Origin of the sequence: Pseudomonas arabinosi (assembly GCF_047758675.1) — a bacterium.
In the GTDB taxonomy this organism is placed as follows: domain Bacteria; phylum Pseudomonadota; class Gammaproteobacteria; order Pseudomonadales; family Pseudomonadaceae; genus Aquipseudomonas; species Aquipseudomonas arabinosi.
The window spans coordinates 3,325,845-3,346,836 of record NZ_CP180480.1 but is presented as its reverse complement, the minus strand read 5'-3'; the positions used below and the strand labels follow the sequence as shown (position 1 = coordinate 3,346,836).

General features: G+C 61.0%; 24 protein-coding genes. 14 read left to right on the top strand and 10 right to left on the bottom strand.

The window, feature by feature from the left end; translation table 11 throughout:
• Nucleotides 1-76: 76 nt before the first annotated feature.
• The gene (gene ytfE / locus ACMXYJ_RS15755; protein WP_415760573.1) at nt 77-751 is read left to right on the top strand and encodes an iron-sulfur cluster repair protein YtfE; all 675 of its coding nucleotides are present in this window, start codon (nt 77-79) and stop codon (nt 749-751) included.
• A 75-nt stretch (nt 752-826) separates the two neighbouring features.
• Here the strand turns inward: ytfE and ACMXYJ_RS15750 are convergent, their stop codons facing one another.
• Entirely contained in the window at nt 827-1,267 is a 441-nt protein-coding gene (locus ACMXYJ_RS15750; RefSeq protein WP_415760572.1) for a CopD family copper resistance protein, read from the bottom strand.
• Between the two features lie 25 nt (nt 1,268-1,292).
• Nucleotides 1,293-2,483, bottom strand: a complete 1,191-nt coding sequence (locus ACMXYJ_RS15745; protein ID WP_415760571.1) for an NnrS family protein — start codon at nt 2,481-2,483, stop codon at nt 1,293-1,295.
• Between the two features lie 509 nt (nt 2,484-2,992).
• Between ACMXYJ_RS15745 and ACMXYJ_RS15740 the strand changes: the two genes are divergently transcribed.
• A complete protein-coding gene (locus tag ACMXYJ_RS15740) occupies nt 2,993-3,676 on the top strand; it encodes a Crp/Fnr family transcriptional regulator (protein ID WP_046046537.1) in 684 nt (227 codons plus the stop codon).
• A 5-nt stretch (nt 3,677-3,681) separates the two neighbouring features.
• Nucleotides 3,682-3,873, top strand: coding sequence for a protein DnrP (locus ACMXYJ_RS15735; protein ID WP_415760737.1), 192 nt, complete (start codon nt 3,682-3,684; stop codon nt 3,871-3,873).
• A gap of 64 nt (nt 3,874-3,937) precedes the next feature.
• On the opposite strand, the gene ACMXYJ_RS15730 is transcribed toward ACMXYJ_RS15735, so the two are convergent.
• The 6 genes from ACMXYJ_RS15730 to ACMXYJ_RS15705 all read right to left on the bottom strand — a co-directional run bounded on the left by ACMXYJ_RS15730 (nt 3,938) and on the right by ACMXYJ_RS15705 (nt 9,621).
• Entirely contained in the window at nt 3,938-5,779 is a 1,842-nt protein-coding gene (locus ACMXYJ_RS15730) for a nitric oxide reductase activation protein NorD (protein WP_415760570.1), read from the bottom strand.
• Nucleotides 5,780-5,856: 77 nt separating this feature from the next.
• Entirely contained in the window at nt 5,857-7,287 is a 1,431-nt protein-coding gene (locus ACMXYJ_RS15725; protein WP_415760569.1) for a cbb3-type cytochrome c oxidase subunit I, read from the bottom strand.
• A 3-nt stretch (nt 7,288-7,290) separates the two neighbouring features.
• The gene (locus ACMXYJ_RS15720; protein WP_008156283.1) at nt 7,291-7,731 is read right to left on the bottom strand and encodes a c-type cytochrome; all 441 of its coding nucleotides are present in this window, start codon (nt 7,729-7,731) and stop codon (nt 7,291-7,293) included.
• A gap of 247 nt (nt 7,732-7,978) precedes the next feature.
• The gene (locus ACMXYJ_RS15715) at nt 7,979-8,236 is read right to left on the bottom strand and encodes a cytochrome C oxidase subunit IV family protein (RefSeq protein WP_415760568.1); all 258 of its coding nucleotides are present in this window, start codon (nt 8,234-8,236) and stop codon (nt 7,979-7,981) included.
• Between the two features lie 10 nt (nt 8,237-8,246).
• Nucleotides 8,247-8,834 (bottom strand): cytochrome c oxidase subunit 3 family protein, encoded by a 588-nt coding sequence (locus ACMXYJ_RS15710; protein ID WP_415760567.1) that lies wholly within the window; start codon nt 8,832-8,834, stop codon nt 8,247-8,249.
• A complete protein-coding gene (locus ACMXYJ_RS15705; RefSeq protein ID WP_046046542.1) occupies nt 8,818-9,621 on the bottom strand; it encodes a CbbQ/NirQ/NorQ/GpvN family protein in 804 nt (267 codons plus the stop codon). Before ACMXYJ_RS15705 ends, ACMXYJ_RS15710 begins: the two co-directional genes overlap by 17 nt.
• A 199-nt stretch (nt 9,622-9,820) precedes the next feature.
• Here ACMXYJ_RS15705 and ACMXYJ_RS15700 point away from each other — a divergent pair, with 199 nt between their 5' ends.
• The 11 genes from ACMXYJ_RS15700 (at nt 9,821) to ACMXYJ_RS15650 (ending at nt 18,858) form a co-directional block, all read left to right on the top strand.
• Nucleotides 9,821-11,509 (top strand): cytochrome D1 domain-containing protein, encoded by a 1,689-nt coding sequence (locus tag ACMXYJ_RS15700; RefSeq protein WP_415760566.1) that lies wholly within the window; start codon nt 9,821-9,823, stop codon nt 11,507-11,509.
• 24 nt (nt 11,510-11,533) lie between these two features.
• A complete protein-coding gene (locus ACMXYJ_RS15695; RefSeq protein WP_415760565.1) occupies nt 11,534-11,848 on the top strand; it encodes a c-type cytochrome in 315 nt (104 codons plus the stop codon).
• Nucleotides 11,849-11,864: 16 nt separating this feature from the next.
• Complete coding sequence (locus tag ACMXYJ_RS15690) at nt 11,865-12,191, top strand: c-type cytochrome (RefSeq protein ID WP_046046545.1); 327 nt, start codon at nt 11,865-11,867, stop codon at nt 12,189-12,191.
• Nucleotides 12,188-13,366 (top strand): cytochrome D1 domain-containing protein, encoded by a 1,179-nt coding sequence (locus ACMXYJ_RS15685; RefSeq protein ID WP_415760564.1) that lies wholly within the window; start codon nt 12,188-12,190, stop codon nt 13,364-13,366. The genes ACMXYJ_RS15690 and ACMXYJ_RS15685 overlap by 4 nt, the downstream gene beginning before the upstream one ends.
• Nucleotide 13,367: 1 nt before the next feature.
• Nucleotides 13,368-13,826, top strand: coding sequence for an Lrp/AsnC family transcriptional regulator (locus tag ACMXYJ_RS15680; RefSeq protein WP_415760563.1), 459 nt, complete (start codon nt 13,368-13,370; stop codon nt 13,824-13,826).
• Nucleotides 13,823-14,338 carry a siroheme decarboxylase subunit beta gene (gene ahbB, locus ACMXYJ_RS15675; protein ID WP_415760561.1) on the top strand — a complete coding sequence of 172 codons (516 nt, stop codon included), beginning with the start codon at nt 13,823-13,825 and terminating at the stop codon, nt 14,336-14,338. The genes ACMXYJ_RS15680 and ahbB (ACMXYJ_RS15675) overlap by 4 nt, the downstream gene beginning before the upstream one ends.
• Complete coding sequence (locus tag ACMXYJ_RS15670; protein WP_415760560.1) at nt 14,331-14,774, top strand: Lrp/AsnC family transcriptional regulator; 444 nt, start codon at nt 14,331-14,333, stop codon at nt 14,772-14,774. Before ahbB (ACMXYJ_RS15675) ends, ACMXYJ_RS15670 begins: the two co-directional genes overlap by 8 nt.
• Nucleotides 14,749-15,252: a siroheme decarboxylase subunit beta gene (ahbB, locus tag ACMXYJ_RS15665; protein WP_415760559.1), complete on the top strand. Its 504-nt coding sequence runs from the start codon at nt 14,749-14,751 to the stop codon at nt 15,250-15,252. The genes ACMXYJ_RS15670 and ahbB (ACMXYJ_RS15665) overlap by 26 nt, the downstream gene beginning before the upstream one ends.
• A gap of 27 nt (nt 15,253-15,279) precedes the next feature.
• Complete coding sequence (nirJ, locus tag ACMXYJ_RS15660) at nt 15,280-16,458, top strand: heme d1 biosynthesis radical SAM protein NirJ (RefSeq protein ID WP_415760558.1); 1,179 nt, start codon at nt 15,280-15,282, stop codon at nt 16,456-16,458.
• Between the two features lie 70 nt (nt 16,459-16,528).
• Nucleotides 16,529-17,368 (top strand): uroporphyrinogen-III C-methyltransferase, encoded by an 840-nt coding sequence (gene cobA, locus ACMXYJ_RS15655; RefSeq protein ID WP_046046552.1) that lies wholly within the window; start codon nt 16,529-16,531, stop codon nt 17,366-17,368.
• A complete protein-coding gene (locus ACMXYJ_RS15650) occupies nt 17,365-18,858 on the top strand; it encodes a cytochrome D1 domain-containing protein (protein WP_415760557.1) in 1,494 nt (497 codons plus the stop codon). Before cobA ends, ACMXYJ_RS15650 begins: the two co-directional genes overlap by 4 nt.
• A 766-nt stretch (nt 18,859-19,624) precedes the next feature.
• Here the strand turns inward: ACMXYJ_RS15650 and ACMXYJ_RS15645 are convergent.
• A complete protein-coding gene (locus ACMXYJ_RS15645; RefSeq protein ID WP_415760556.1) occupies nt 19,625-20,368 on the bottom strand; it encodes an SDR family NAD(P)-dependent oxidoreductase in 744 nt (247 codons plus the stop codon).
• Between the two features lie 109 nt (nt 20,369-20,477).
• Entirely contained in the window at nt 20,478-20,981 is a 504-nt protein-coding gene (locus ACMXYJ_RS15640; RefSeq protein ID WP_415760555.1) for a nitrous oxide reductase accessory protein NosL, read from the bottom strand.
• Between the last annotated feature and the right edge of the window lie 11 nt (nt 20,982-20,992).

Here is a 20,992-nt window from a genome sequence, read left to right as displayed (position 1 = left end):
TTTTCAATACGTTAAATATGGCATGCCGGATGCAATGAGCCTGGGGAACCGTTGAAATCCAAACAAGGAAACCCTGATGAGCCTAACCCTACTGGAACAAAGCCTCGGCCAACTGGCTTGCGACATTCCCGGCGCCACGCGGATTTTCCACACCTTCAAACTGGACTTCTGTTGTGGCGGGCATAAAAGCCTGCGTGAAGCGGCCGCGGGCAAAGACCTCGATCCGGTGCTGATTGCCAATGCGCTGCACCGGTTGCAAGACACCGGCGAAACCCAACACGACTGGCGCAACGAACCGTCGGAACTGTTGATCGCCCACCTACTGGCGCGCTACCACGCCCGCCATCGCGAGCAACTGCCGGAACTGATCCGCCTGGCCCGTCGCGTCGAGCAGGTCCACGGTGCGCGCAGCAGCTGCCCCAATGGCCTGGCCGATCTGCTGACCGACATGCAACAAGAACTCGAAGGCCACATGCTCAAGGAAGAACAAGTGCTCTTCCCGATGCTGCAACAGGGCATCGGCCCTCAGGCCGCGCCGCCGATCCAGGTGCTGCGCTTTGAACATGATCAACATGGCGAAGCCCTCGAAAAGCTGCTCGCGCTGACCAACAACATCACCCCGCCGGCCGATGCCTGTAACACCTGGCGCGCCCTTTATCGTGGGCTGCTGGAGTTTCGTGATGACCTGATGCAACACATCCATCTGGAAAACAACGTGTTGTTTGTTAACGCCTTGAACCGTCGTCACTGATCAATTGCCACTCACACCCAACCCGCGTCAGCCCTCCGGTTGACGCGGGTTTTGTCTGTCAGGAAAGGCGTGTGATCAACCGTGCCAATAGAACATGGCCTTGGCCAGGATCACGATCAACACCATGTGCCCGAGGATGCTGCGGCGAATCCAGCTGGCGCGGGTCGTGGTCAGTCGTGCGCTTTTAAGCCAATACGCCAGCAGGAAGTAATGGCCGATGATGCTCAGGGCCAGGACGATCTTCAGGCTCAGCAACGTGCCAAAACTGCTGGCCAGCGGCTGACTCAATACGCCACGGTGCTGCCACGCCAGGCTGATACCGGCGCCATACAACAGCAACACCACGCCATGCAGCACCTTGCGCGAGCGCACTGCAATCGCTTGATCTGCGGTCGCTTGCGCGGGATCCGCCAACTGCTGGCGGGCGCGGTGCCAGATCACCACCTCGAAAAACAGGGTGCCGATGAAGGCAATCGCCGCCAGCAAATGGGTGACCAGTAAAAAGGGATATAACACCGGCAGCCTCCATCAGTTCACGTGGTTAGCCCGGATGACCGTCCACCCGGGCCCGCAGCAGCATCGGACCGTAGCGCCAGGCGTACAGCGCAAACGCCATCGCCCAACACACACCGGCCAGCCACAACGCAGGCAGGGGAAAGAACAGGATCAACACGACCCGGCTTAGACACGCCAGGTTAAGCAAAATGAACGCCAGGGTTATGCCCGATGGCGGCTCCAGCGCGCGGCCGGTATGACCCAGGCTGACCCGTGCGATCATCGCCAGCACCAGGCCGGCCATGGCGCCGATTGTCAGGCAATGCACCGCCAGACTCGGGTTAATCGGCACACCGAAATGCCACAGCGCCATGCCGAGACAGGCCACCGCCAACCAGGCATACGCCAGGTACAACGACCACAACAACGGCACACGCCAGAGGGCGCGATCATGCCAGCGAACCAGGCGCACCAGATGCCCGGCGGCCAACGCGGCGAACAACAGGCCGACCCAGAGAGTGGGCTCAAGTGCTGGTCCGGCGGCGTACAACAACGCCACGAGAGGAGAGCCAATCAGCAGCAACCAATCCAGCCAAGGCCAAGGGGTAACGCCCTCGACCTTGCCGAGACCGCGCTGGATGAAGAACGGTATGACGCGCCCGCCGATCAAGCCCATCATCGCCGCCACCAGCCAGAGGCCGGTCAGCACGCCTTGACGCTGCCAACCTTCATGACCTTCGACCAGGCCGTAAAGGGACAACCCGTCGGCCGCCGCTAACAACAGCAGCACCACCGCAATCGGGTAGTTACGTTTCTGCCTCACCTTCCACAAGGTGAACCCCATTAGCGCGGCCACCGCCAGCGGGAACGCCAATTCCAGCACCGCGAGCACCGGCCACGGTGCATTGACCAGCCAGGCCACGCGCGCCAACAACCACAGCAACGCCAGCGCAGCCAGGGGTCGCCCGCTGAGGCCGGGGCGACCGGTCCAGGTCTGCACGGCCGTCAGCAGAAAACCCGCGATGATCGCCAAGCCGAACCCGAACAGCAATTCGTGTCGATGCCAACCCAGCCAGCCTCCCGCCGGCTGCCAGCCGGAAAGCGCACCACTGAAGGCGGCCAGCCAGAGCGGAATCGCCAGCACTGCCAGAAGGCAGCCGGCGAGGAAAAATGGCCGGAAGGCCAAACGTAACAGCGGCGCGATAGCCATCGCTTTACGGCGGTCGAGCACTTGCATAAAGCCACTCCTTTACCTTGCTGCTGACCTGACGCCAACCCGCACGCGTCGAGGTAAGTCCGGGGGCAATGATCGGGTATTGGCGATCAATTGCCTTTGTCGCAGATCAAGTGTGCAAGGGGCGTGCCCCGTTGCTCATTCGAACCCCGTGGTGAGAGGACTTGCCCCCTGTGGGAGCGAGCTTGCTCGCTCCCACAGGGGGATCGGCTCAAGGTACAAATGACCCTTTAATGGTTATTTAAACCCTACACCTCGTGGTCATTTTTACCTTCGCATCTGACAACCTCAATAAACAAAGGCCTCCAGGCATGGCCCGCGTCTTGCTCAAGCATTCAGCAATCAAAGAAACCTTGATCCCTCTCGATCCCCAGGAGTCGTCATGAAAAAAGTCATCCAGCCTCTGGCCTGGTTTGTGGTGTTGACCTCGGTTCTGGCGTTGGCCAGCGGCGTCTCGCTGGGCCTCGTTTGACTTGATCGCCACCCCTCCTCAATCCTCAGGATGAATTCATATGGTGCTTCATCGTGTCCATCACCAGATTCTGCGCAGTCATCACTTGTTCGAGCCGTTGAACGAAGAACAGCTGGATGAATTGATGAGTACCAGCCACTTGTTGAGCATCGACAAGGGCGAACCGTTGTTCCGCCAGGGCGAGCCGGCAGACTCGTTCTATTTCGTGATTGCCGGCGCGGTGAAAATCTACCGCCTGACACCGGATGGGCAGGAGAAAGTGTTTGAGGTGATCGGCGATCGGCAAACCTTCGCCGAGGCGATGATGCTGATGGACACCCCGAACTATGTGGCCTCGGCCGAAGCGATCTGCCCGACTCAGCTCTATCGGTTATCCAACAACACCTACATGCGCCTGCTGCAGAGCAATAGCCGACTGACCTTTGCGCTGCTCGGCAAGCTCTGCGTTCGCCTGCATCAACGGGTCAACGAAATCGAAACCCTGTCCCTGAAAAACGCCACCCACCGGGTCGTGCGTTATCTGCTGACGCAATTGGTGCGCCAGCAAACCGTTGACAGCCAATTCGAACTGCCGATGGCCAAGCAACTGATTGCCGGGCATCTGTCGATCCAGCCGGAAACCTTTTCGCGGATCATTCGTCGCCTGATCGATGAAAAAATCATCACCCAGGACGGCCGCCAAATCGCCATTCTCGATCGTCTGCGCCTGGAACAGTTCGAGTGAGTGCCATGCCCGTCTGTTTGTATTGCCAACACGTAAACCCCGCAGAAGAAACCGAGTGCCGCCAATGCGGCATGCCCCTGCCGGCATTCGCCGCACAGGCGGGGGAACGCCGGCTGCGCCGATTCACGTGGTTCTGCATCGGCCTGACGATTTTCTGCGTGGCCATGTTTTTCTGGTTGCCACGCAGCATCTCCTGAATCCCCCACCTATCCCCTGTAGCAGCAGCCTCGCAGGCTCGGCAGCTGCTACAGACCGTGTTCATCACGGCTGGGTCAGCTGGCGATACAACTGCGGCAAGCGCAGGGGTAATTGCTCGGGCTGGCGGATCAAGGTGTAGCCATTGGCGCCGAACATGTAAGGCAGGTAATCCCCGGCCTCGCGGTCAATCGTGATACAGAACGGCGTCAACCCCTGACGCCGCGCCTCCAGTACCGCCTCGCGGGTGTCTTCAACACCGTAACGCCCCTCATACAAATCCAGATCATTCGGTTTGCCATCCGTCAGCAGCAGCAACAGCTTGCTGCGGCGTTTGCTCTTGCCCAGCAGTTGGGTGGCGTGGCGGATGGCGGCACCCATGCGGGTGTAATAACCCGGTTTGAGCCCTTGAATGCGGCCGCGGGTGTTGTCGTCATAACGCTGGGTGAAGGACTTGAGTTCCTGCATGCGCACTTGATGACGACGCAGCGAGGAAAATCCGTACAGGGCAAAATCATCACCCAGCACCGACAGGGTTTCGCCGAACAGCAGCAAACTGTCGCGGATCACATCAATCACCCGATGCTCATCGTTCAAGTGCGCGTCGGTGGACATCGACACATCGGCCAGCAACAGGCACGCGAGGTCGCGGCGCGTCTGCCGTTGTTCCATGAACAGACCGCGTTCCGCACATTGGCCATGCTCGCGTTCAACGTGAAAATCCAGCCAGGCCTGCATGTCCAGTTCAGACCCTTGGGGTTGCTGGCGTAACCATTGACGGTCATTGCGCAGGTGCTCGAACTGGCGGCGAAGACGGTGAGCCGAAGCCTTCAGCCGTGGCGGCAATGGCTGCGCCTCACAGTCGCGGGGCACCATCATTTGCAGATTGACGAAGGCGTCCTGCATTTGCAGTTTGCGATAGTCCCATTCCGGCAACTTGATGCCCTCGCCCAGGGGAATATCGTCGACATCGGCCGGCGGCAAATCCAGGTGCAGCTTGAGGCCGCCACCCTTGCGCAGACGGGTACGCGACAGGCTCAACTCGTCGAGGTCCTCGGCGACTCTGGCCGCGTCAGGGTTTTCGCTGTCGTCTGACCAGCGATCCAGGTCGACGTGTTCGGTCCAGCTGAACAGGTTCTCCAGGCGCACGATCAACAACCCGCCATCGCGGCTGCCTTCATCGATTCGCTTGGCGCGTTTGCTTCCGCCTTTCTGTTCACCGGGAGGGGTCGTCAGCGTCTCTTCCGATTCGTCGCCGAGGTCGGCAGCCTGCGGGCTGGCAAGGTTTTGCGGCGGGTACAACCACAGCGGCAGCGGCCATGCGGCCCGCTCACTGCGGGGAAAATGTTCGACGCTACCGGGCTCGCGTAGCGCCTGGCATAACGCCCGCTCCAGCGCCGCTTCGCCGGCATTCAATGTTGCCGGATCCGGGCGCAATTGCAGATGGGCATCGACCAAACGCTTGTACCGGGCACGCATCGCGGGATAGCGCCGCAACAGTTGTTGCGTCCAGCGTTGATTGTCCCGCCCCCAGTGCCGCATCTGACCGGCCTGCGCCGCCAGCAATGCGAGCCAACGATAGAGTTCCTCGTTCAATGCGACTTCAGGAAACACCGCGAGGCTCGATGGCAGACGAAGATTGGTCTCGTCGCACCACGCCAAGGGCACTTGCTTGCAGGTGCCGGCGATCTGCTGCAGCACGTTGCGCCGCAACAGCAGATCGCGGTCGCTGGCGGCTTCCACGCCGACGCCATTGGCGCCCCCCATGGCGCGAAACAACAACGCCAGCGGTCGTTGCTGGTGGATCAGTTCGACCCGGGCCTCGGGAAAGTCCGGGCTGGCGCGGCGGGTGATAAAGCGATGCCAGACACTGCCGACCCACTCTTCCAGTTCGACGGTAAAGGCCATGGTTTTTTTCCTCTGAAAACCAATGTGAAACGGCCCGCTGTACCAGCCGGGCCGTCCTCCTTCAGGTGGTTACTGACTCACGAACGAACAGCGGAGGCGGCAGTCGCAGTGATCCCCACTGGCACCCGCCGCTTGAAGCTGAACAGGTAGCAGATCAGCCCTGCGAAGAAACCGAGACCGGCGCCCAGACGAGCCCAGAACAGCACTTGCAGATGATCGACAGTGGCCATGAACGGTAACGCGACGCCATCCACCGGCCAGCGTTGCAGGTAGATCTGCACGACACCGGCAGCGGTGAGCAGCAGCGTGATCATGACCATCGACAGGGTCATCAACCAGAAGCCCCAGATCTCCAGTTGCTGCGAACGCTCGTCCGCTGCTTCGCCGAGCCCTCGCAGTTTCGGCATGGCATAGCTGATCAAGGTCATCACGATCATCGCGTAAGCACCGTAGAAGGCCAGGTGACCGTGGGCCGCCGTTAACTGCGAACCGTGGGTGTAGAAGTTGACCGGTGCCAGGGTATGCAGGAAACCCCAGACGCCAGCGCCGAAGAAGGCGGTGACCGTGGTGCCCTTGGCCCACAGCGTGGCGGCGCGGTTCGGGTGGTCCCGACGACGGTTCTTGACCATGCTGAAGGCGAATATCACCATCGCCAGGAACGGCAGCGGCTCGAGTGCCGAGAAGATTGAACCGACCCACAACCAGACCTCAGGTGCACCGATCCAGAAGAAGTGGTGACCGGTGCCGATGATCCCCGTTATCAGCGCCATGGCGATGATCACGTAGAGCCATTTCTCCACGACCTCCCGGTCTACACCGGTGATCTTGATCAGGACGAAGGCCAGCATCGAGCCCATGATCAGTTCCCACACGCCTTCTACCCAAAGATGCACCACCCACCACCAGTAGAACTTGTCGCGGGCCAGGTTGCCGGGGTTGTAGAAGGAGAACAGGAAGAACACCGCGAGCCCGATCAACCCGGTCATCATGACCATGCTGACGGTGGTCTTGCGACCTTTGAGCAGGGTCATGCCGATGTTGTAGAGAAAGCCCAGGCAGACCACCACAATGCCCATCTTGGAGATGGTCGGCTGCTCCAGGAACTCCCGACCCATGGTCGGCAGCAGCTCGTTGTGGGTCAGCTTGGCCAGGCCGGCATAAGGCACCAGCAGGTAACCGAGGATCGTCAGCACGCCAGCGGCGGCGAATACCCAGAACAGGATGATCGCCAGTTTCGGACTGTGCAGTTCGCGGTCGGCCTCTTCCGGAATCAGGTAGTAGGCAGCCCCCATGAAGCCGAACAATATCCAGACGATCAGCAGGTTGGTGTGCACCATCCGCGCCACGTTGAAGGGGATGATCGGGAACAGAAAGTCTCCGATCACGTATTGCAGCCCCATGATCAAACCGAACAGTATCTGACCGAGAAACAGGATCAGAGCAAACACGAAGTACGGTTTGGCCACGGATTGCGAGGCGAATTTCAGATGCGGATTAGCAATGCTCATCGCTTAGCCCTCCTTGTTTGGCGGCCAGCCATTGGTGTTGATTTTCGAGCTCCATTTGAGGAACTCGGCGATGTCATCCACCTCCTGGTCACTCAACTTGAACTGCGGCATCGCGCGACGACCCGGTACGCCCAGTGGCTGCATCTTCATCCAGGCATGCAGGAAGGGTTTGAAGCCCGCCTCCCCGCCGCGCCGCTGGAACACGTTGCCCAGCTCAGGCGCGAAGTAGGCGCCCTCGCCCAGCAGCGTGTGGCAGCCGATGCAATTGTTTTGCTCCCAGACCAACTTGCCGCGCTCGACTGATTCGGTTAACAGCGCCTCATTGCTGCGCTCTGGAAAGGTCTGTTCCGTGTGATAGGTCAAAGCCAGGAATATCAGGAAGAAGAAGATGCTTCCCCCGAAGTAAATATTCCTGGCCATGCCTTTGGTGAAGGTGTCTGACATGGTCGCTTCCTCTTTGCTAGGCCCGTCCATGATAGGAAGCGAAGGGTTGAAACCTGCTTGATGGCGATCAAGAAAGTCAGATGGTTTTGGTCGGGTATTGATCGTATGGCTGACGAATATCCAATGTGGGAGCGAGCTTGCTCGCGATAGCGGTCTTGCAGTCGGCGAAGATGTTGAATGTTATGGCCCCATCGCGAGCAAGCACGCTCCCACATTGGAACTGCGGTGTTTTAGGGGCTGTATTCCTTCAGCGGAACAACACCAATGTCAGGCCTACCACCGTTGCCAACACCAGCGCCCAGCTCAACATCAATCGCCGCCACAGTCGCGGTGCGTGGCGCATTTCCATGAAGCCGTCGGTGATCAGCCAGGCCTTGCCAACCGCCACCACCAAAATGGCAATCGACAGCAACCAAGTCGCACCGGCCTGGGCCAGCACCACCGTGCAGACACTTAACGTCGCGAGCGCGGCCCAACAGACGAGCAATACCCTGGAAACAGTCATGAGAACCTCGTCAACTCAGCACGTAGACCAGCGGAAAAAGCATGACCCAGATCAGATCGACCATGTGCCAATACAACACGCCGGATTCAAACCCGCTGCGCGTATTGGCGTCGTACAGGCCACGGCGACAGCGCTCGGCCAGCCATCCGAGAATGATCATGCCGAGCACTACGTGGAGAAAATGAAAACCGGTGAGAATCCAGTACAACGTGAAAAACGTGTTGTGCTCCATGCCCAGCCCCGAGGCCAGCAAGTGCCGGTATTCCGTGAGTTTCAGCACCACATAGACACTGGCGGCGAGCAACGCCATCAGCAGGAAGACGGCGCCGTGACGCGACCGTGAGCGCCTGACTTGCTCCTGCGCCAGCGCGGCGAACAGCCCCGCGGTGAGCAGGCTCAGGGTCATCGCCAACCCGGTTGAGGTGTTCAGCAACAGACGGCTTTCACTGAACATCTGCGGCTTGAGCGCCTGGGTCACGGCGAACGCCAGGATCAGGATGGCGAACACCGACAGCTCGGCGAGAATGAAAAACCACATCGCCAGATCACCCGGCAAGTGACGGCGCGTGACGCCCGTGGACTCAGCCGAAGTGGACATCAACCACGTCCATCAGCGCGGCGACGGTCAGCGGATCATCGCTCAGCGGTTCGGCCAGGCAAGCCATGCACGCCTCACGCGGGCTCATCCCGGAGCGGATCATCCGCGCGGTAAAAATCAGCAGTCGCGTCGAGGCGACCTCCTCCAGATCATGTTGATCAAGCCGGCGTAGCGCCTGGCCGAGCCGCACCACCTGCGCCGCCAGCGCGCTGTCCACCTGAGCTTCTCGGGCGACGATCCGCTCCTCATCGGCCACCGGTGGATAGCCGAAACGCATCGCCACGAAGCGTTGGCGGGTGCTGGGTTTCATGCCTTTGAGCAGGTTCTGGTAACCGGGGTTGTAAGACACCACGAGCATGAAGGACGGCGGTGCCTTCAGCACTTCGCCGGTGCGTTCCAGGAACAGCTCCCGACGATCATCGGCCAGTGGATGCAACACCACCACGGTGTCCTGGCGCGCCTCGACCACTTCGTCCAGATAACAGATGCCGCCTTCACGCACCGCGCGGGTCAGCGGTCCGTCTTGCCACCAGGTGCCCTGGGCACCGATCAGGTGACGACCGATCAGGTCGGCTGCGCTCAGATCGTCATGGCAAGCCACGGTGTACAGCGGCAGTTTCAGCCGATGGGCCATGTGCTGGACGAAACGGGTCTTACCGCACCCCGTCGGGCCTTTGATCAGCACCGGCATGCCGTGTCGCCAGGCTTGCTCGAACAGCGCCTCCTCATTATTCAGCGGTTGGTAGAAGGGTTCGATCGGGTGTTCGCAAGACTGGGTACGGTCCATGGGCTGCCTGTTCCAAAAGCGGATTCAAGGAACACGCTACGGGCCCCTGCGACAACCTGGCAAGTGAGATGGCCGGCAAACTTGATCGTCGTCAAGCGAACAATGGCCTGCTCAGGCATAGCCTTGCACGGCACTAAGAACCTGCGTTCTGCGCTGCCGTTTCAGCACATCGCAAAGGTCTTGCCTGAGGAGAAATGGAATGCTGATCAGCTATAGAAAAACGTTTGCCCTGACCCTCGCCACAGTGTGTTCGTCACTGGCCCTGGCGGTGAGCCATGCCGCCAGCGCTGAAGAGCCCGCCGCGGCGGCCAACCCGCCCATGGTCAAAACCGCCGGCGCTCCCGACATGAGCCAGGCCGAGTTCGACTCATCGAAGGAAATCTACTTCCAGCGCTGCGCAGGCTGCCACGGTGTTCTGCGCAAAGGGGCCACCGGCAAACCGCTGACACCGGACATTACCCAGAACCGCGGGCAACCGTTTCTGGAAGCCTTGATTACCTACGGTTCACCGGCGGGCATGCCGAACTGGGGGACGTCCAATGCGCTGACCAAAGATCAGATCACGGTCATGGCCAAGTTCATTCAGCACACGCCGCCGACGCCACCGGAATGGGGCATGGCCGAGACGCTGAAAACCTGGAAAGTGCTGGTCAAACCCGAGGACCGTCCGAAGAAGCAGCTGAGCAAACTCAACCTGCCGAACCTGTTTTCGGTGACGTTGCGCGATGACGGCAAGATCGCCCTGATTGATGGGGACAGCAAGAAGATCGTCAAACTGATCGAGACCGGTTACGCGGTGCACATCTCGCGCATCTCTGCCTCGGGTCGCTATCTGCTGGTGATTGGTCGAGACGCGCGGATCGACATGATCGACCTGTGGCCGGTCGAGCCGACCAAGGTTGCCGAAGTCAAAGTGGGCATCGAGGCGCGCTCGGTCGAGACCTCGAAGTTCAAGGGCTACGAAGACAAATACACCATCGCCGGTTCTTATTGGCCGCCGCAATTCACCATCATGGATGGCGAAACCCTGGAGCCGAAGCAGATCGTTTCGACCCGCGGCATGACCGTCGACAAGCAGGAATATCACCCGGAGCCTCGCGTCGCGGCGATCATCGCCTCTCACGAATGGCCGGAGTTCATCGTCAACGTCAAGGAAACCGGCAAGGTGATGCTGGTCAATTACCAGGACATCAAAAACCTCACCGTCACCTACATCGACGCCGCGCCCTTCCTGCATGACGGCGGTTGGGACAGCACGCACCGCTACTTCATGACCGCCGCCAACAACTCCAACAAAGTCGCCGTAATCGACTCCAAGGAGCGCAAGTTGACCGCGCTGGTGGACGTCGGCAAAACCCCTCACCCGGGTCGCGGCGCCAACTTCAACCACCCGACCTACGGCCCGGTCTGGGCCACCAGCCATCTGGGTGATGACGGCATCTCGCTGATTGGCACCGACCCGACCAAACACCCGCAATATGCCTGGAAGCAGGTCGCCTCGCTCAAAGGCCAGGGCGGCGGATCGCTGTTTATCAAAACCCATCCCAAATCCCGTCACCTGTACGTCGACACCACCCTCAACCCGGATACAAAACTCAGTCAGTCAGTGGCGGTGTTCAACCTCGACAAACTCGACGCCGGCTACACCGTGCTGCCCATCGCCGAATACGCGGGCATCAAGCAAGGCGCCATGCGCGTCGTGCAACCGGAATACAACAAGGCCGGCGATGAAGTCTGGTTCTCCGTGTGGAGCGGCCAGGCAGACGAGTCGGCGCTGGTGGTGATCGACGACAAAACACTGAAGCTCAAGTCAGTCATCAAGGACAAACGACTGATCACACCCACCGGGAAGTTCAACGTCTACAACACCCAACACGACATCTATTGAGCTCCATCAATGCAAGGAAACACCATGAAAAATACTCTGTTTTCACTGTTCGCCCTGACCGCTGCGCTGAGTGTGCAGCCGGCCATGGCCCAAGACGCGCTGGAGCTGTTCAAGAGCAAACCCTGCGCAGCCTGCCACTCCATCGACACCAAGATTGTCGGCCCGGCGCTCAAGGATGTGGCGGCCAAGAACGCTGGCGTACCTGGGGCCGTGGACACCCTGGCCAGCCACATCAAGAACGGTACACAAGGCAATTGGGGACCGATGCCCATGCCGGCCAACCCGGTAACGGATGAAGAAGCAAAAGTGCTCGCGACCTGGGTACTGACACTCAAATAACCGCCTGGAGGGCGTCATGATGGTTTATCGACACGCTGTGATTCTGGCGGCCCTCCTCCTCATTTGCGCAACCGCGGTTGCAGCGCCGGACGCCCAGCGTCAGGCGCAACTCGAACACCTGCTGACCCAGGACTGCGGCGCCTGCCATGGGCTGCACCTGACCGGCGGGCTGGGCCCCGAACTGACGCGCGCAGCGCTGGCCGGCAAGTCACGGGACAGCCTGATTGCCACCGTCACCCAAGGCCGGCCCGGCACCGCGATGCCCGGTTGGGCCCCGTTGCTCAGCCCCGACGACATCCGTTGGCTGGTCGATCTTCTTCTCCAGGGATATCCCGCACCATGATCCGTTCAATCCTGCTGTCAGCGGCGACCGGGCTGTTGTTGTCCGCTTGCGTTCAACCACCGTTGCGCGGCACTGGCGACTTGGGCGTGGTCGTGGAGCGCGCCACCGGTAGCGTGCAAATCATCGAAAGCGACACCCGCACCGCGCTGGCCCGACTCGAGGGTTTCGGCGACCTGTCCCATGCCTCGGTGGTGTTCTCCCGTGACCAGCGTTTCGCCTATGTATTCGGGCGCGACGGTGGGTTGAGCAAAATCGATTTGCTGACCCGGCGTATTAACCATCGTGTGATCCAGGGCGGCAACAGCATTGGCGGCGCCATCAGTCAGGACGGCAAGTTGATCGCGGTGTCGAACTACGTGCCCGGCGGGGTCAAGGTGTTCGATGCCGACACCCTGCAACAGGTGGCCGATATTCCGGCCACGCCCCTGGCCGATGGCACTAAGCGCTCCCGGGTGGTCGGCCTGGTCGACGCGCCGGGGCAACGTTTTGTCTTCAGCCTGTTCGATACCGGCGAGATCTGGACCGCCGATTTCAGTCAGGGCAGCACACCGCAGATCAGCCGTTTCACCGGCATCGGAGAGCAACCCTACGACGCCCTGATTACTCCCGATGGGCGCTATTACATGGCCGGCCTGTTCGGTGAAGACGGCATGGCGCAACTCGATCTCTGGCATCCAGAGCGCGGGGTGCAGCGGGTACTCGGCGACTACGGACGCGGCCAGGCGAAACTCCCGGTCTACAAGATGCCGCACCTGGAAGGCTGGGCCGTTGCCGACAACCAGGCCTTCGTGCCCGCAGTGGGTCGGCATCAAGTATTGGTGATGGATTCACGCACCTGGCAGCAGACCGCGGTGATCCCGGTCGCTGGTCAACCGGTGTTCGTCACGTCGCGCCCGGACGGTCGGCAACTGTGGGTCAATTTCGCCTACCCGGACAACGATCGGGTTCAGGTCATCGACACCGAAACCCATGCCGTGATCGCCGACCTGAAGCCGGGGCCGGCGGTGCTGCACATGGAATTCACCGCGCGCGGTGACCAATTGTGGCTGTCGTTACGCGACGGCGATCAAGTTCAAGTCTGGGATCCGTACAGCCTGAAGCTGCTGAGCACCCTGCCAGCCTCCGCGCCGAGCGGCATCTTCTTCAGCAGTCGCGCGCAGAAAATGGGGTATTGAAATGAACCTTGAGCTGCTCAGCCGCCAACTCATCGACCGCTTCCAGCACGGCATGCCGCTGTGCCCGTCACCGTACAAGGAGATGGCGCGGATTCTCGGGTGCCGCGAATCGCAAGTGATGGCCTGCCTGGAAGAAATGGATCAGGCCGGCACCCTCTCACGGATCGGCCCGGTGTTCGAACACAGCCGCGCCGGGGCCAGCACCCTCGCCGCCCTCGCCGTGCCCGCCGAACGCCTGCAACAGGTGGCCGATCGCGTCAGTCAGTACCCGGAGGTCAATCACAACTACGCACGGGAGCATTTCTACAACCTGTGGTTTGTGCTGACCGGCCCTGATCGCCAACACATCGACCGTGTGCTCAAAGAGCTGGAGGACGACACCGGCCTCATGCCGCTGGACCTGCCGATGTTGACCGCCTACCGCATCGACCTGGGCTTTGCCCTGGGAGAAAACGCATGACATCTGGATTGAGCCCCCACCAAGCGCTGGCGCTGCGCCGGCACCTCGAAGGCGGATTGCCGCTGGTAGCGCGCCCCTATCAGGAACTCGCCGAACGGATAAACACCGACGAAAACCAGGTGCTCGAACAAATGCGTCAGTGGAGCGAGCAAGGGCTGTTTCGCCGTATCGGCCTGGTGCTGCACCATCGCGCGCTGGGCTTTACCGCCAACGCCATGCTGGTGCTGGATATTCCCGACGCGCTGATCGACGAAGTCGGCCAGCGCCTGGGGCGAGCGCCCGGCATTAACCTCTGCTATCAGCGGCCACGGCGCTTGCCGCAGTGGCGGTACAACCTGTTTTGCATGGTGCACGGGCGTCAACGGGAGCAGGTGGAGGCGCAGATCCAGGCGTTGCTCGAAGACCATCTGCTCAGCGACTTGCCCCATCAATTACTGTTCAGCACCCAGGTCTTCAAGCAGTGCGGCGGACGCTTTGCGCCCTCGCGCACAGGAGCACCGAGCCATGGATGACCTCGACCGTCGCCTGATCAACCGCTTGCAATTGGGCCTGCCGCTGGTGCGCCACCCTTGGCGGGTATTGGCGGCCGAACTGGAGACCAGCAGCACTGAACTACTCGGCCGATTGCACACCCTGCTCGATGACGGCGTGCTCACCCGCTTCGGCCCGATGTTCGACATTGAACGGCTGGGTGGCGCCTTCACCCTCGCCGCACTCGCGGTCCCGGAAGAACGTTTTGAAGACGTCGCCGAGCAACTGCATGACCTGCCTGAAGTGGCGCACAACTATCGACGCGAGCACGCCTGGAACACGTGGTTCGTGCTCGCCTGCGCAACTGAACATGACCTGACCGAAACCCTGCACCACATCGAAACCCTCACCGGATTGCCGCTGCTCAACCTGCCCAAAGAGGAGACCTACCATGTCGGTCTGTATTTCCCGGCCTGAAGACACCCTCGTCCAGCGTCTGATCGTGTTGACCCAGGCCGGTCTTCCGCTGCTGGACGACCCGTGGGCGTGGCTCGCCGAACAACTGGGGCTGAACATCGAAGCCACCCTGGATCTGCTCAAGCGCTTGCAAGCCGAAGGTGCGATTCGGCGGATCGCCGCCGTGCCCAATCACTACCGACTGGGTTATCGCCACAACGGCATGACGGTCTGGGATGTGCGCGACACCGACATGCCGCGCCTCGGCGCGCTGATCGGCGCGCAACCCTTCGTCAGCCACTGCTATCGCCGTCCACGCCGACCCGACTGGCGCTACAACTTGTTCGCCATGGTGCATGGCCGCAGCAGCGATGAAATCAACAACTACCGCGAACACCTGCGCTACTTGCTGGGCGACGCCTGTGGGGCCGACGAAATGCTGGTGAGCAGCCGCATCCTGAAAAAAACCGGCTTGCGCCTGCCGCCCGCTTCGCGCTGAACACGTTCCCGACTCAAGGAGAGTTGCATGTTGAGGATCAGCCAATACCTGCGTGCGCTGGCCGGCCAGGCACCTGCGCCCAGAACCCGTCCACCGGGCAGCAATCGGGCGCCGGTGGTGATCTGGAACCTGCTCAGGCGCTGCAACCTGACCTGCAAACATTGCTACGCCACCTCGGCCGACAGTGTCTTTCGCGACGAGCTGGACACGGCCGCCGCGCTGACCGTGATCGACGATCTGCACGATGCCGGCGTCAAGGTGTTGATTCTTTCCGGTGGCGAACCGTTGTTGCGCGAGGATCTGTTTGTGCTCAGCGCCTACGCCCGGACCAAGGGTATCTTTGTGGCCTTGTCCACCAACGGCACGCTGATCGATGAGCAGAACATCGCGAAGATCAGCGCGGCGAATTTCGACTACGTCGGGATCAGCATCGATGGCCTGGAAGCCACCCACGACGCCTTCCGCCAACTCAAGGGCAGTTTCGCCCGCTCGATGCAGGCGATCCGGCTCTGTCGCGAACAAGGCATTCGCGTCGGGCTGCGCACCACCCTGACCCAGCAGAACCATACGCAGCTGCCCCAGTTACTGGCGCTGATGCGCGAGTACGACGTGCAGAAGTTTTATCTGTCGCACCTCAACTACAGCGGTCGCGGTAAACGCAGTCGCAAACTCGATGCGCACCAGCAGATGAGCCGCGAGGCGATGACCTTGATTTTTGAGCGGGCCTGGGCAGACATCCAACAGGGTCGCGACAGCGACTTTGTCAGCGGCAACAACGATGCCGACGCCATTCTCCTGCTGCAATGGGCAGGCCTTCGTCTGCCCGAGCATTACCCACGCCTGGAACTCATGCTCCGAGCCTGGGGCGGCAACGCCTCGGGCAGCGGCATTGCCAACATCGACAACACCGGCGAAGTGCACCCGGACACCTATTGGTGGCAGCACTCGGTGGGTAATGTCAGGCGCACGCCGTTCCGCACGTTGTGGCTGGATCAGCCCGATGCCCTGCTGATGCGCCTGCGTGACCATCCCCGTGCCGTCGGTGGTCGTTGCGCACAATGCCGCTGGTTGCCCATCTGCAACGGCAACACCCGAACCCGCGCCTGGGCCGAGGGCGATTTGTGGGGCCAGGACCCCGGCTGCCACCTCAGCGATGACGAAATCGGAATTGCGCCGTCAGTAAACATCCCTTGCATCACTCACTGAATAGCCCGTCCGGCCAACCACCTGACAAAGGCTGGGGCCGGTCAACCTGATGAAGCACCAAGGACGTCCCATGCCTCCATCGATTGCTATACCGGCCACACTTGAGTCCCCGTTCCGGCCGGGCGAAGTTGCCCTGGTCGGCGCCGGCCCCGGCGATCCACGCCTGCTGACCCTGCGCGCCTGGAGCCTGTTGATGCAGGCCGACGCCGTGGTGTACGACCGGCTGATCAGCCCCGAACTGCTGAGCTTGATCCCTCTGACCTGCGCCCGTCATTACGTGGGCAAGGCCAGCGGCTGCCACAGCCTGCCCCAGGAACAAATCAATGAACTGCTCGCCGACCTCGCCGATCAAGGGCAGCGCGTGGTCCGGCTCAAGGGCGGCGACCCGTTCATTTTTGGTCGCGGCGCCGAAGAGCTGGAGTACCTGCTGCAACGCGGTGTTGACTGCCAGGTGGTCCCGGGCATCACCGCCGCGTCCGGCTGCAGCGCCTACGCGGGCATACCGTTAACCCACCGCGACCTGGTCAATTCCTGCCGGTTCATCACCGGCCATTTGCAACGCGACGGCGAGTTGTCGCTGCCCTGGAGCAGCCTTGCCGACAGTAGCCAGACCTTGGTGTTTTACATGGGCTTGTCGAACCTCGGGATCATCGCTCAACGCTTGATCGAAGCCGGGATGTCGGCCGATACACCGGCGGCGCTGATCAGTAACGGCACGCGCCCCGACCAGCATGTCGCCCGTGGCAAGCTGCACCAATTGCCAACCCTGGCGCTGGATTGTCCACCGGGCATTCCGACGCTGACGGTGATCGGCACCGTGGTCGATCTGTTTGCAGCAGAACAACTGGAATACCCGGCACGACTTTACCCGGCCCAAGCGCTGCAACGCCATGCCAAGGTGGCGATATGAGGCGTCTGATCCTTGCCCCCTTGTTATGGGTCGGTGCGGCCCATGCCGGCGCTACGAATCCGGCACTTGAACAAGCCGAGAAAAACTACCAGCAACACTGCCAGAGCTGCCATGGGGCCAACCGTCTCGGCGGTGCGGGGCCGGCGTTGTTGCCGGAGAGTCTCAGCCGGATCAAACCCGATGAAATCCGCAGCGTGATCCAGAACGGCCGCCCCGCGAGCCAAATGGCCGGCTATGCCAACGTGTTCAGCCCCGCACAGATCGACGCGTTGGTGGACTACCTTCAGCAACCGCCCGCCACCCCGCCCACCTGGAGCAATGACGACATTCTCCGCAGTCACACGATGCTCGCGGACCTCAGCAAGCTGCCCACCACGCCCCAGCATGGCGCCGACCCGCTGAACCTGTTCGTGGTGGTGGAAGCCGGCGACCATCACATCGACATCCTCGACGGTGACCGCTTTGAGGTGCTGGCGCGGTTTGCTTCGCACTTCGCCGTGCATGGCGGGCCGAAGTTCTCGCCGGATGGACGCTTCGTCTACTTCGCCTCCCGTGACGGCTGGATCAGCCTGTATGACTTGCACAATCTGAAGCTGATCGCCGAGGTCCGCGCCGGTCTCAACACCCGTAACCTGGCGGTGAGCAAGGATGGACGCTGGGTGCTGGTGGGCAACTATTTGCCCGGCAACGTGGTGGTGCTCGATGCCCGCGATCTGTCGCTGGTCAAAACCATTCCCACGATCGGTCAGGACGGTACCGCGTCACGGGTCAGCGCGGTCTACTCCGCCCCGCCGCGCGACAGTTTCATTGTGGCGCTCAAGGACGTGAAGGAAGTCTGGGAACTGTCCTGGGCTGGCACACCGGATTTCGAACCACGGCGGATCCCTGCCGGGGATGTTCTCGACGACTTCTCCTTTTCACCGGACTACAAACAGTTGCTGGCCACGTCGCGCAAAGCCCAGGGCGGTCAAGTGATCGACCTCGACAGCGGCAAGGTGGTCACCGACATCCCGCTGCCGGGCATGCCGCATTTGGGCTCGGGGACCTATTGGAAACGCAACGGCGAGTGGGTATTCGCCACGCCGAATATCAGCAAGGGGCTGATCTCGGTTATCGACTTCAAGACCTGGAAACTGATCAAGGAAATTCCGACCCTGGGGCCCGGGTTTTTCATGCGCAGTCACGTCAACTCGCGGTATGCCTGGACCGATGTGTTCTTCGGGCCGGACAACGATGCGATCCACCTGATCGACAAACAGACGCTGGAGATTGCCCACACCTTGCGCCCGATGCCCGGTAAAACTGCCGCTCATGTTGAATTCACCCGGGATGGTCGTTATCTGCTGCTGAGCATTTGGGCGACCGACGGTGCGCTGATTGTTTACGACAGCAACACCCTCAAGGAGATCAAACGTATTCCGATGAACAAGCCTTCGGGTAAGTACAACGTGGGGAACAAGATTGAGTTTGCTGAGGGGACTTCGCACTAGGCCTTGGGGATATATCCGTTTCTTTGGTAAAGGCGGCTTAGGGTTCCGCCCTTACGGCGGGTCACTTTGGAAAAGAACCCCAAAGTAACCAAAAGGTTCTTGCCCCTTTCGTTCGGCCCTTCGCCTAGGCTCAGGGTGCCCTCGCTCCGGTCCTGCTCCGTAGGCCCGCCGCCATCCATGCCGGGTTGCCCACTGCGCAGAACCTCCACTCGGCCTCTCCAGGGGGCGACTACCGCAAAAACACTGCGAGGCGGCCTACCGGCCGGCCTGTCTCTTCAAGCGTACGCATTCCCCTGTGGGAGCGAGCCTGCTCGCGATGAGGCCCTGTCAGTCGACATCAATGTTGAATGTAAGTCCGCCTTCGCGAGCAGGCTCGCTCCCACAGTTGGATTTTTGGCGGGCATGACATAGGTGTCCACCGCCGATGACCATGACAGACATCAGGTCGGCTATCAGGCCGCCTCGCTGTGGCTTTTGATCTGGCTTTGATTTTGATCTTGACCTGCCCCGTCGGAAGGCCGAGCGCAGGTTCTGCGCAGTGGGCACCGCGGCAAGGATGCCGCGGTAGCCGCCCCCGGCCATGGATGGCCGATGGCGGCGGGCCCACGGAGCAGGACCGGAGCGAGGGCATGCCGAGCCTAGGCGAGGCACCGTACGTCAGGGGCAAGAGCGTTTGGTTACTTGGCGCTTTTCCAAGTGACCCGCCGTAAGGGCGGAACCCAAAGAAGCCGTTACCGCAGCAACGGATATGTACCCCGAACGGACTTCAGCCCAAGGTGTAACCGTTATCAACCTTCCAATCCTGACCATAAACACCCCGAGCCCCCTGCGACAACTGAAAAACAATCACATTAGCCACCGCCGCCGCATCAAGAAAATGACCCGGCAACAGACGTTTCCCCAGCGTGTCGGCAACATCGCCAAGCTCCCCCTCGCTCAACCCCAGGTTGTCCCACATCGACGTCGCGGTCGGTCCCGGCGAGACCAGATTAATGCGCACATCAAAACTCGCAAACTCCACCGCCAACGTCCGCGCCTGAGCCGCCAGCGCCGCCTTGCTGGCAATGCACGCAGCCAACCCCGGAAAGCTCGAACCCGTCAGAAAACTCCCGACAAACACCACCGAAGCCGGACTCGCCAACTCACCCCGCAACGCCGCCAGCGTATTCAACGCCCCGGCACCATTAACCGCCCACTGACGCTCGAAAGCCGCCATATCCAGGCTGTCAGCCATTTCAGCAATCCCCGCATTGGGCACCAGATAGTCCACGGGACCCATCGCCGCAGCACGCTCGGCCAACTCGCGCAGGTCCTGCTGATTCGTGACATCCCCGGCAAACCACTGCAATCGCTCGCCGTAGATCTGCTGCAAGGCCGGCAATTCACCCAGGGTCCGTGACATCGCCAGCACCTTGACCCCGCGCGGCAACAGCGCGGCGCACAGTGCCAGGCCAATCCCGGAGCTGGCACCCGTGACCACCGCCAAACGATCCTGAAACTCGGTTTTCATCATCTACTCCTGGGCATCACGGATGCCAAGCACTGGGGACATAGCGAGCCCTATCTTTGAACAGGAGAAGAAAAAACGACTTGACGGCGATCAGATTTTTTCGACGTCGTTAGTGTTGCTGCAACAGCGCCGGAGTGATCTCGCTAAACCGCAGCAAGCGACCGCCCTGTTCAGCGGCAAGTTTTTCAGCAGCCTCGCGACTGGAGAAGGACGCCAGCACCACGCCCATGGCGCCTTTGAGTTGGGTGCCGACCACGTAGAACGCATCCTTGGCATCGATCAGGTGAGCGTCATCCGGCGCATTCCACGGGCTACGGCCCATGTCATGGACATACAGTTTTGCATCGCCATGATGATTTTCCGGCTGCAACCACCAACCGATCATTTCCGCCGTGGAACAGAACTTCATGACCCCGGCCCGCTCGACCACTTCGCCCTTTGGCCCGGGGAATCCGTTGATGATCATCCCGCAGACATGGCATTCATCACTGGGATGAAAGGCTGCGGCAGCGTTGCTGTAGGTGGCTTGGGCCGGATTGTCACAAGCCGTCAGCAACAGGCACATCATCAGGCCCGCCACCGCGCGCATCGTCGTCAGGTAAAAGGTGTTCATCCTCAACTACT

Bases quoted from the DNA above. Each gene is read 5' to 3' on its own strand.
- nirJ (WP_415760558.1), top strand. From the start codon at position 15,280: ATGTTGAGGATCAGCCAATACCTGCGTGCGCTGGCCGGCCAGGCACCT.
- ACMXYJ_RS15690 (WP_046046545.1), top strand. From the start codon at position 11,865: ATGATGGTTTATCGACACGCTGTGATTCTGGCGGCCCTCCTCCTCATT.
- ahbB (WP_415760559.1), top strand. From the start codon at position 14,749: ATGTCGGTCTGTATTTCCCGGCCTGAAGACACCCTCGTCCAGCGTCTG.
- ACMXYJ_RS15725 (WP_415760569.1), bottom strand. From the start codon at position 7,287: ATGAGCATTGCTAATCCGCATCTGAAATTCGCCTCGCAATCCGTGGCC.
- ACMXYJ_RS15720 (WP_008156283.1), bottom strand. From the start codon at position 7,731: ATGTCAGACACCTTCACCAAAGGCATGGCCAGGAATATTTACTTCGGG.
- ACMXYJ_RS15680 (WP_415760563.1), top strand. From the start codon at position 13,368: ATGAACCTTGAGCTGCTCAGCCGCCAACTCATCGACCGCTTCCAGCAC.
- ahbB (WP_415760561.1), top strand. From the start codon at position 13,823: ATGACATCTGGATTGAGCCCCCACCAAGCGCTGGCGCTGCGCCGGCAC.
- ACMXYJ_RS15735 (WP_415760737.1), top strand. From the start codon at position 3,682: ATGCCCGTCTGTTTGTATTGCCAACACGTAAACCCCGCAGAAGAAACC.
- ACMXYJ_RS15740 (WP_046046537.1), top strand. From the start codon at position 2,993: ATGGTGCTTCATCGTGTCCATCACCAGATTCTGCGCAGTCATCACTTG.
- ACMXYJ_RS15745 (WP_415760571.1), bottom strand. From the start codon at position 2,483: ATGCAAGTGCTCGACCGCCGTAAAGCGATGGCTATCGCGCCGCTGTTA.
- ACMXYJ_RS15695 (WP_415760565.1), top strand. From the start codon at position 11,534: ATGAAAAATACTCTGTTTTCACTGTTCGCCCTGACCGCTGCGCTGAGT.
- ACMXYJ_RS15685 (WP_415760564.1), top strand. From the start codon at position 12,188: ATGATCCGTTCAATCCTGCTGTCAGCGGCGACCGGGCTGTTGTTGTCC.
- ACMXYJ_RS15670 (WP_415760560.1), top strand. From the start codon at position 14,331: ATGGATGACCTCGACCGTCGCCTGATCAACCGCTTGCAATTGGGCCTG.
- ytfE (WP_415760573.1), top strand. From the start codon at position 77: ATGAGCCTAACCCTACTGGAACAAAGCCTCGGCCAACTGGCTTGCGAC.
- ACMXYJ_RS15705 (WP_046046542.1), bottom strand. From the start codon at position 9,621: ATGGACCGTACCCAGTCTTGCGAACACCCGATCGAACCCTTCTACCAA.
- ACMXYJ_RS15700 (WP_415760566.1), top strand. From the start codon at position 9,821: ATGCTGATCAGCTATAGAAAAACGTTTGCCCTGACCCTCGCCACAGTG.
- ACMXYJ_RS15730 (WP_415760570.1), bottom strand. From the start codon at position 5,779: ATGGCCTTTACCGTCGAACTGGAAGAGTGGGTCGGCAGTGTCTGGCAT.
- ACMXYJ_RS15645 (WP_415760556.1), bottom strand. From the start codon at position 20,368: ATGAAAACCGAGTTTCAGGATCGTTTGGCGGTGGTCACGGGTGCCAGC.
- cobA (WP_046046552.1), top strand. From the start codon at position 16,529: ATGCCTCCATCGATTGCTATACCGGCCACACTTGAGTCCCCGTTCCGG.
- ACMXYJ_RS15650 (WP_415760557.1), top strand. From the start codon at position 17,365: ATGAGGCGTCTGATCCTTGCCCCCTTGTTATGGGTCGGTGCGGCCCAT.
- ACMXYJ_RS15715 (WP_415760568.1), bottom strand. From the start codon at position 8,236: ATGACTGTTTCCAGGGTATTGCTCGTCTGTTGGGCCGCGCTCGCGACG.
- ACMXYJ_RS15640 (WP_415760555.1), bottom strand. From the start codon at position 20,981: ATGAACACCTTTTACCTGACGACGATGCGCGCGGTGGCGGGCCTGATG.
- ACMXYJ_RS15710 (WP_415760567.1), bottom strand. From the start codon at position 8,834: ATGTCCACTTCGGCTGAGTCCACGGGCGTCACGCGCCGTCACTTGCCG.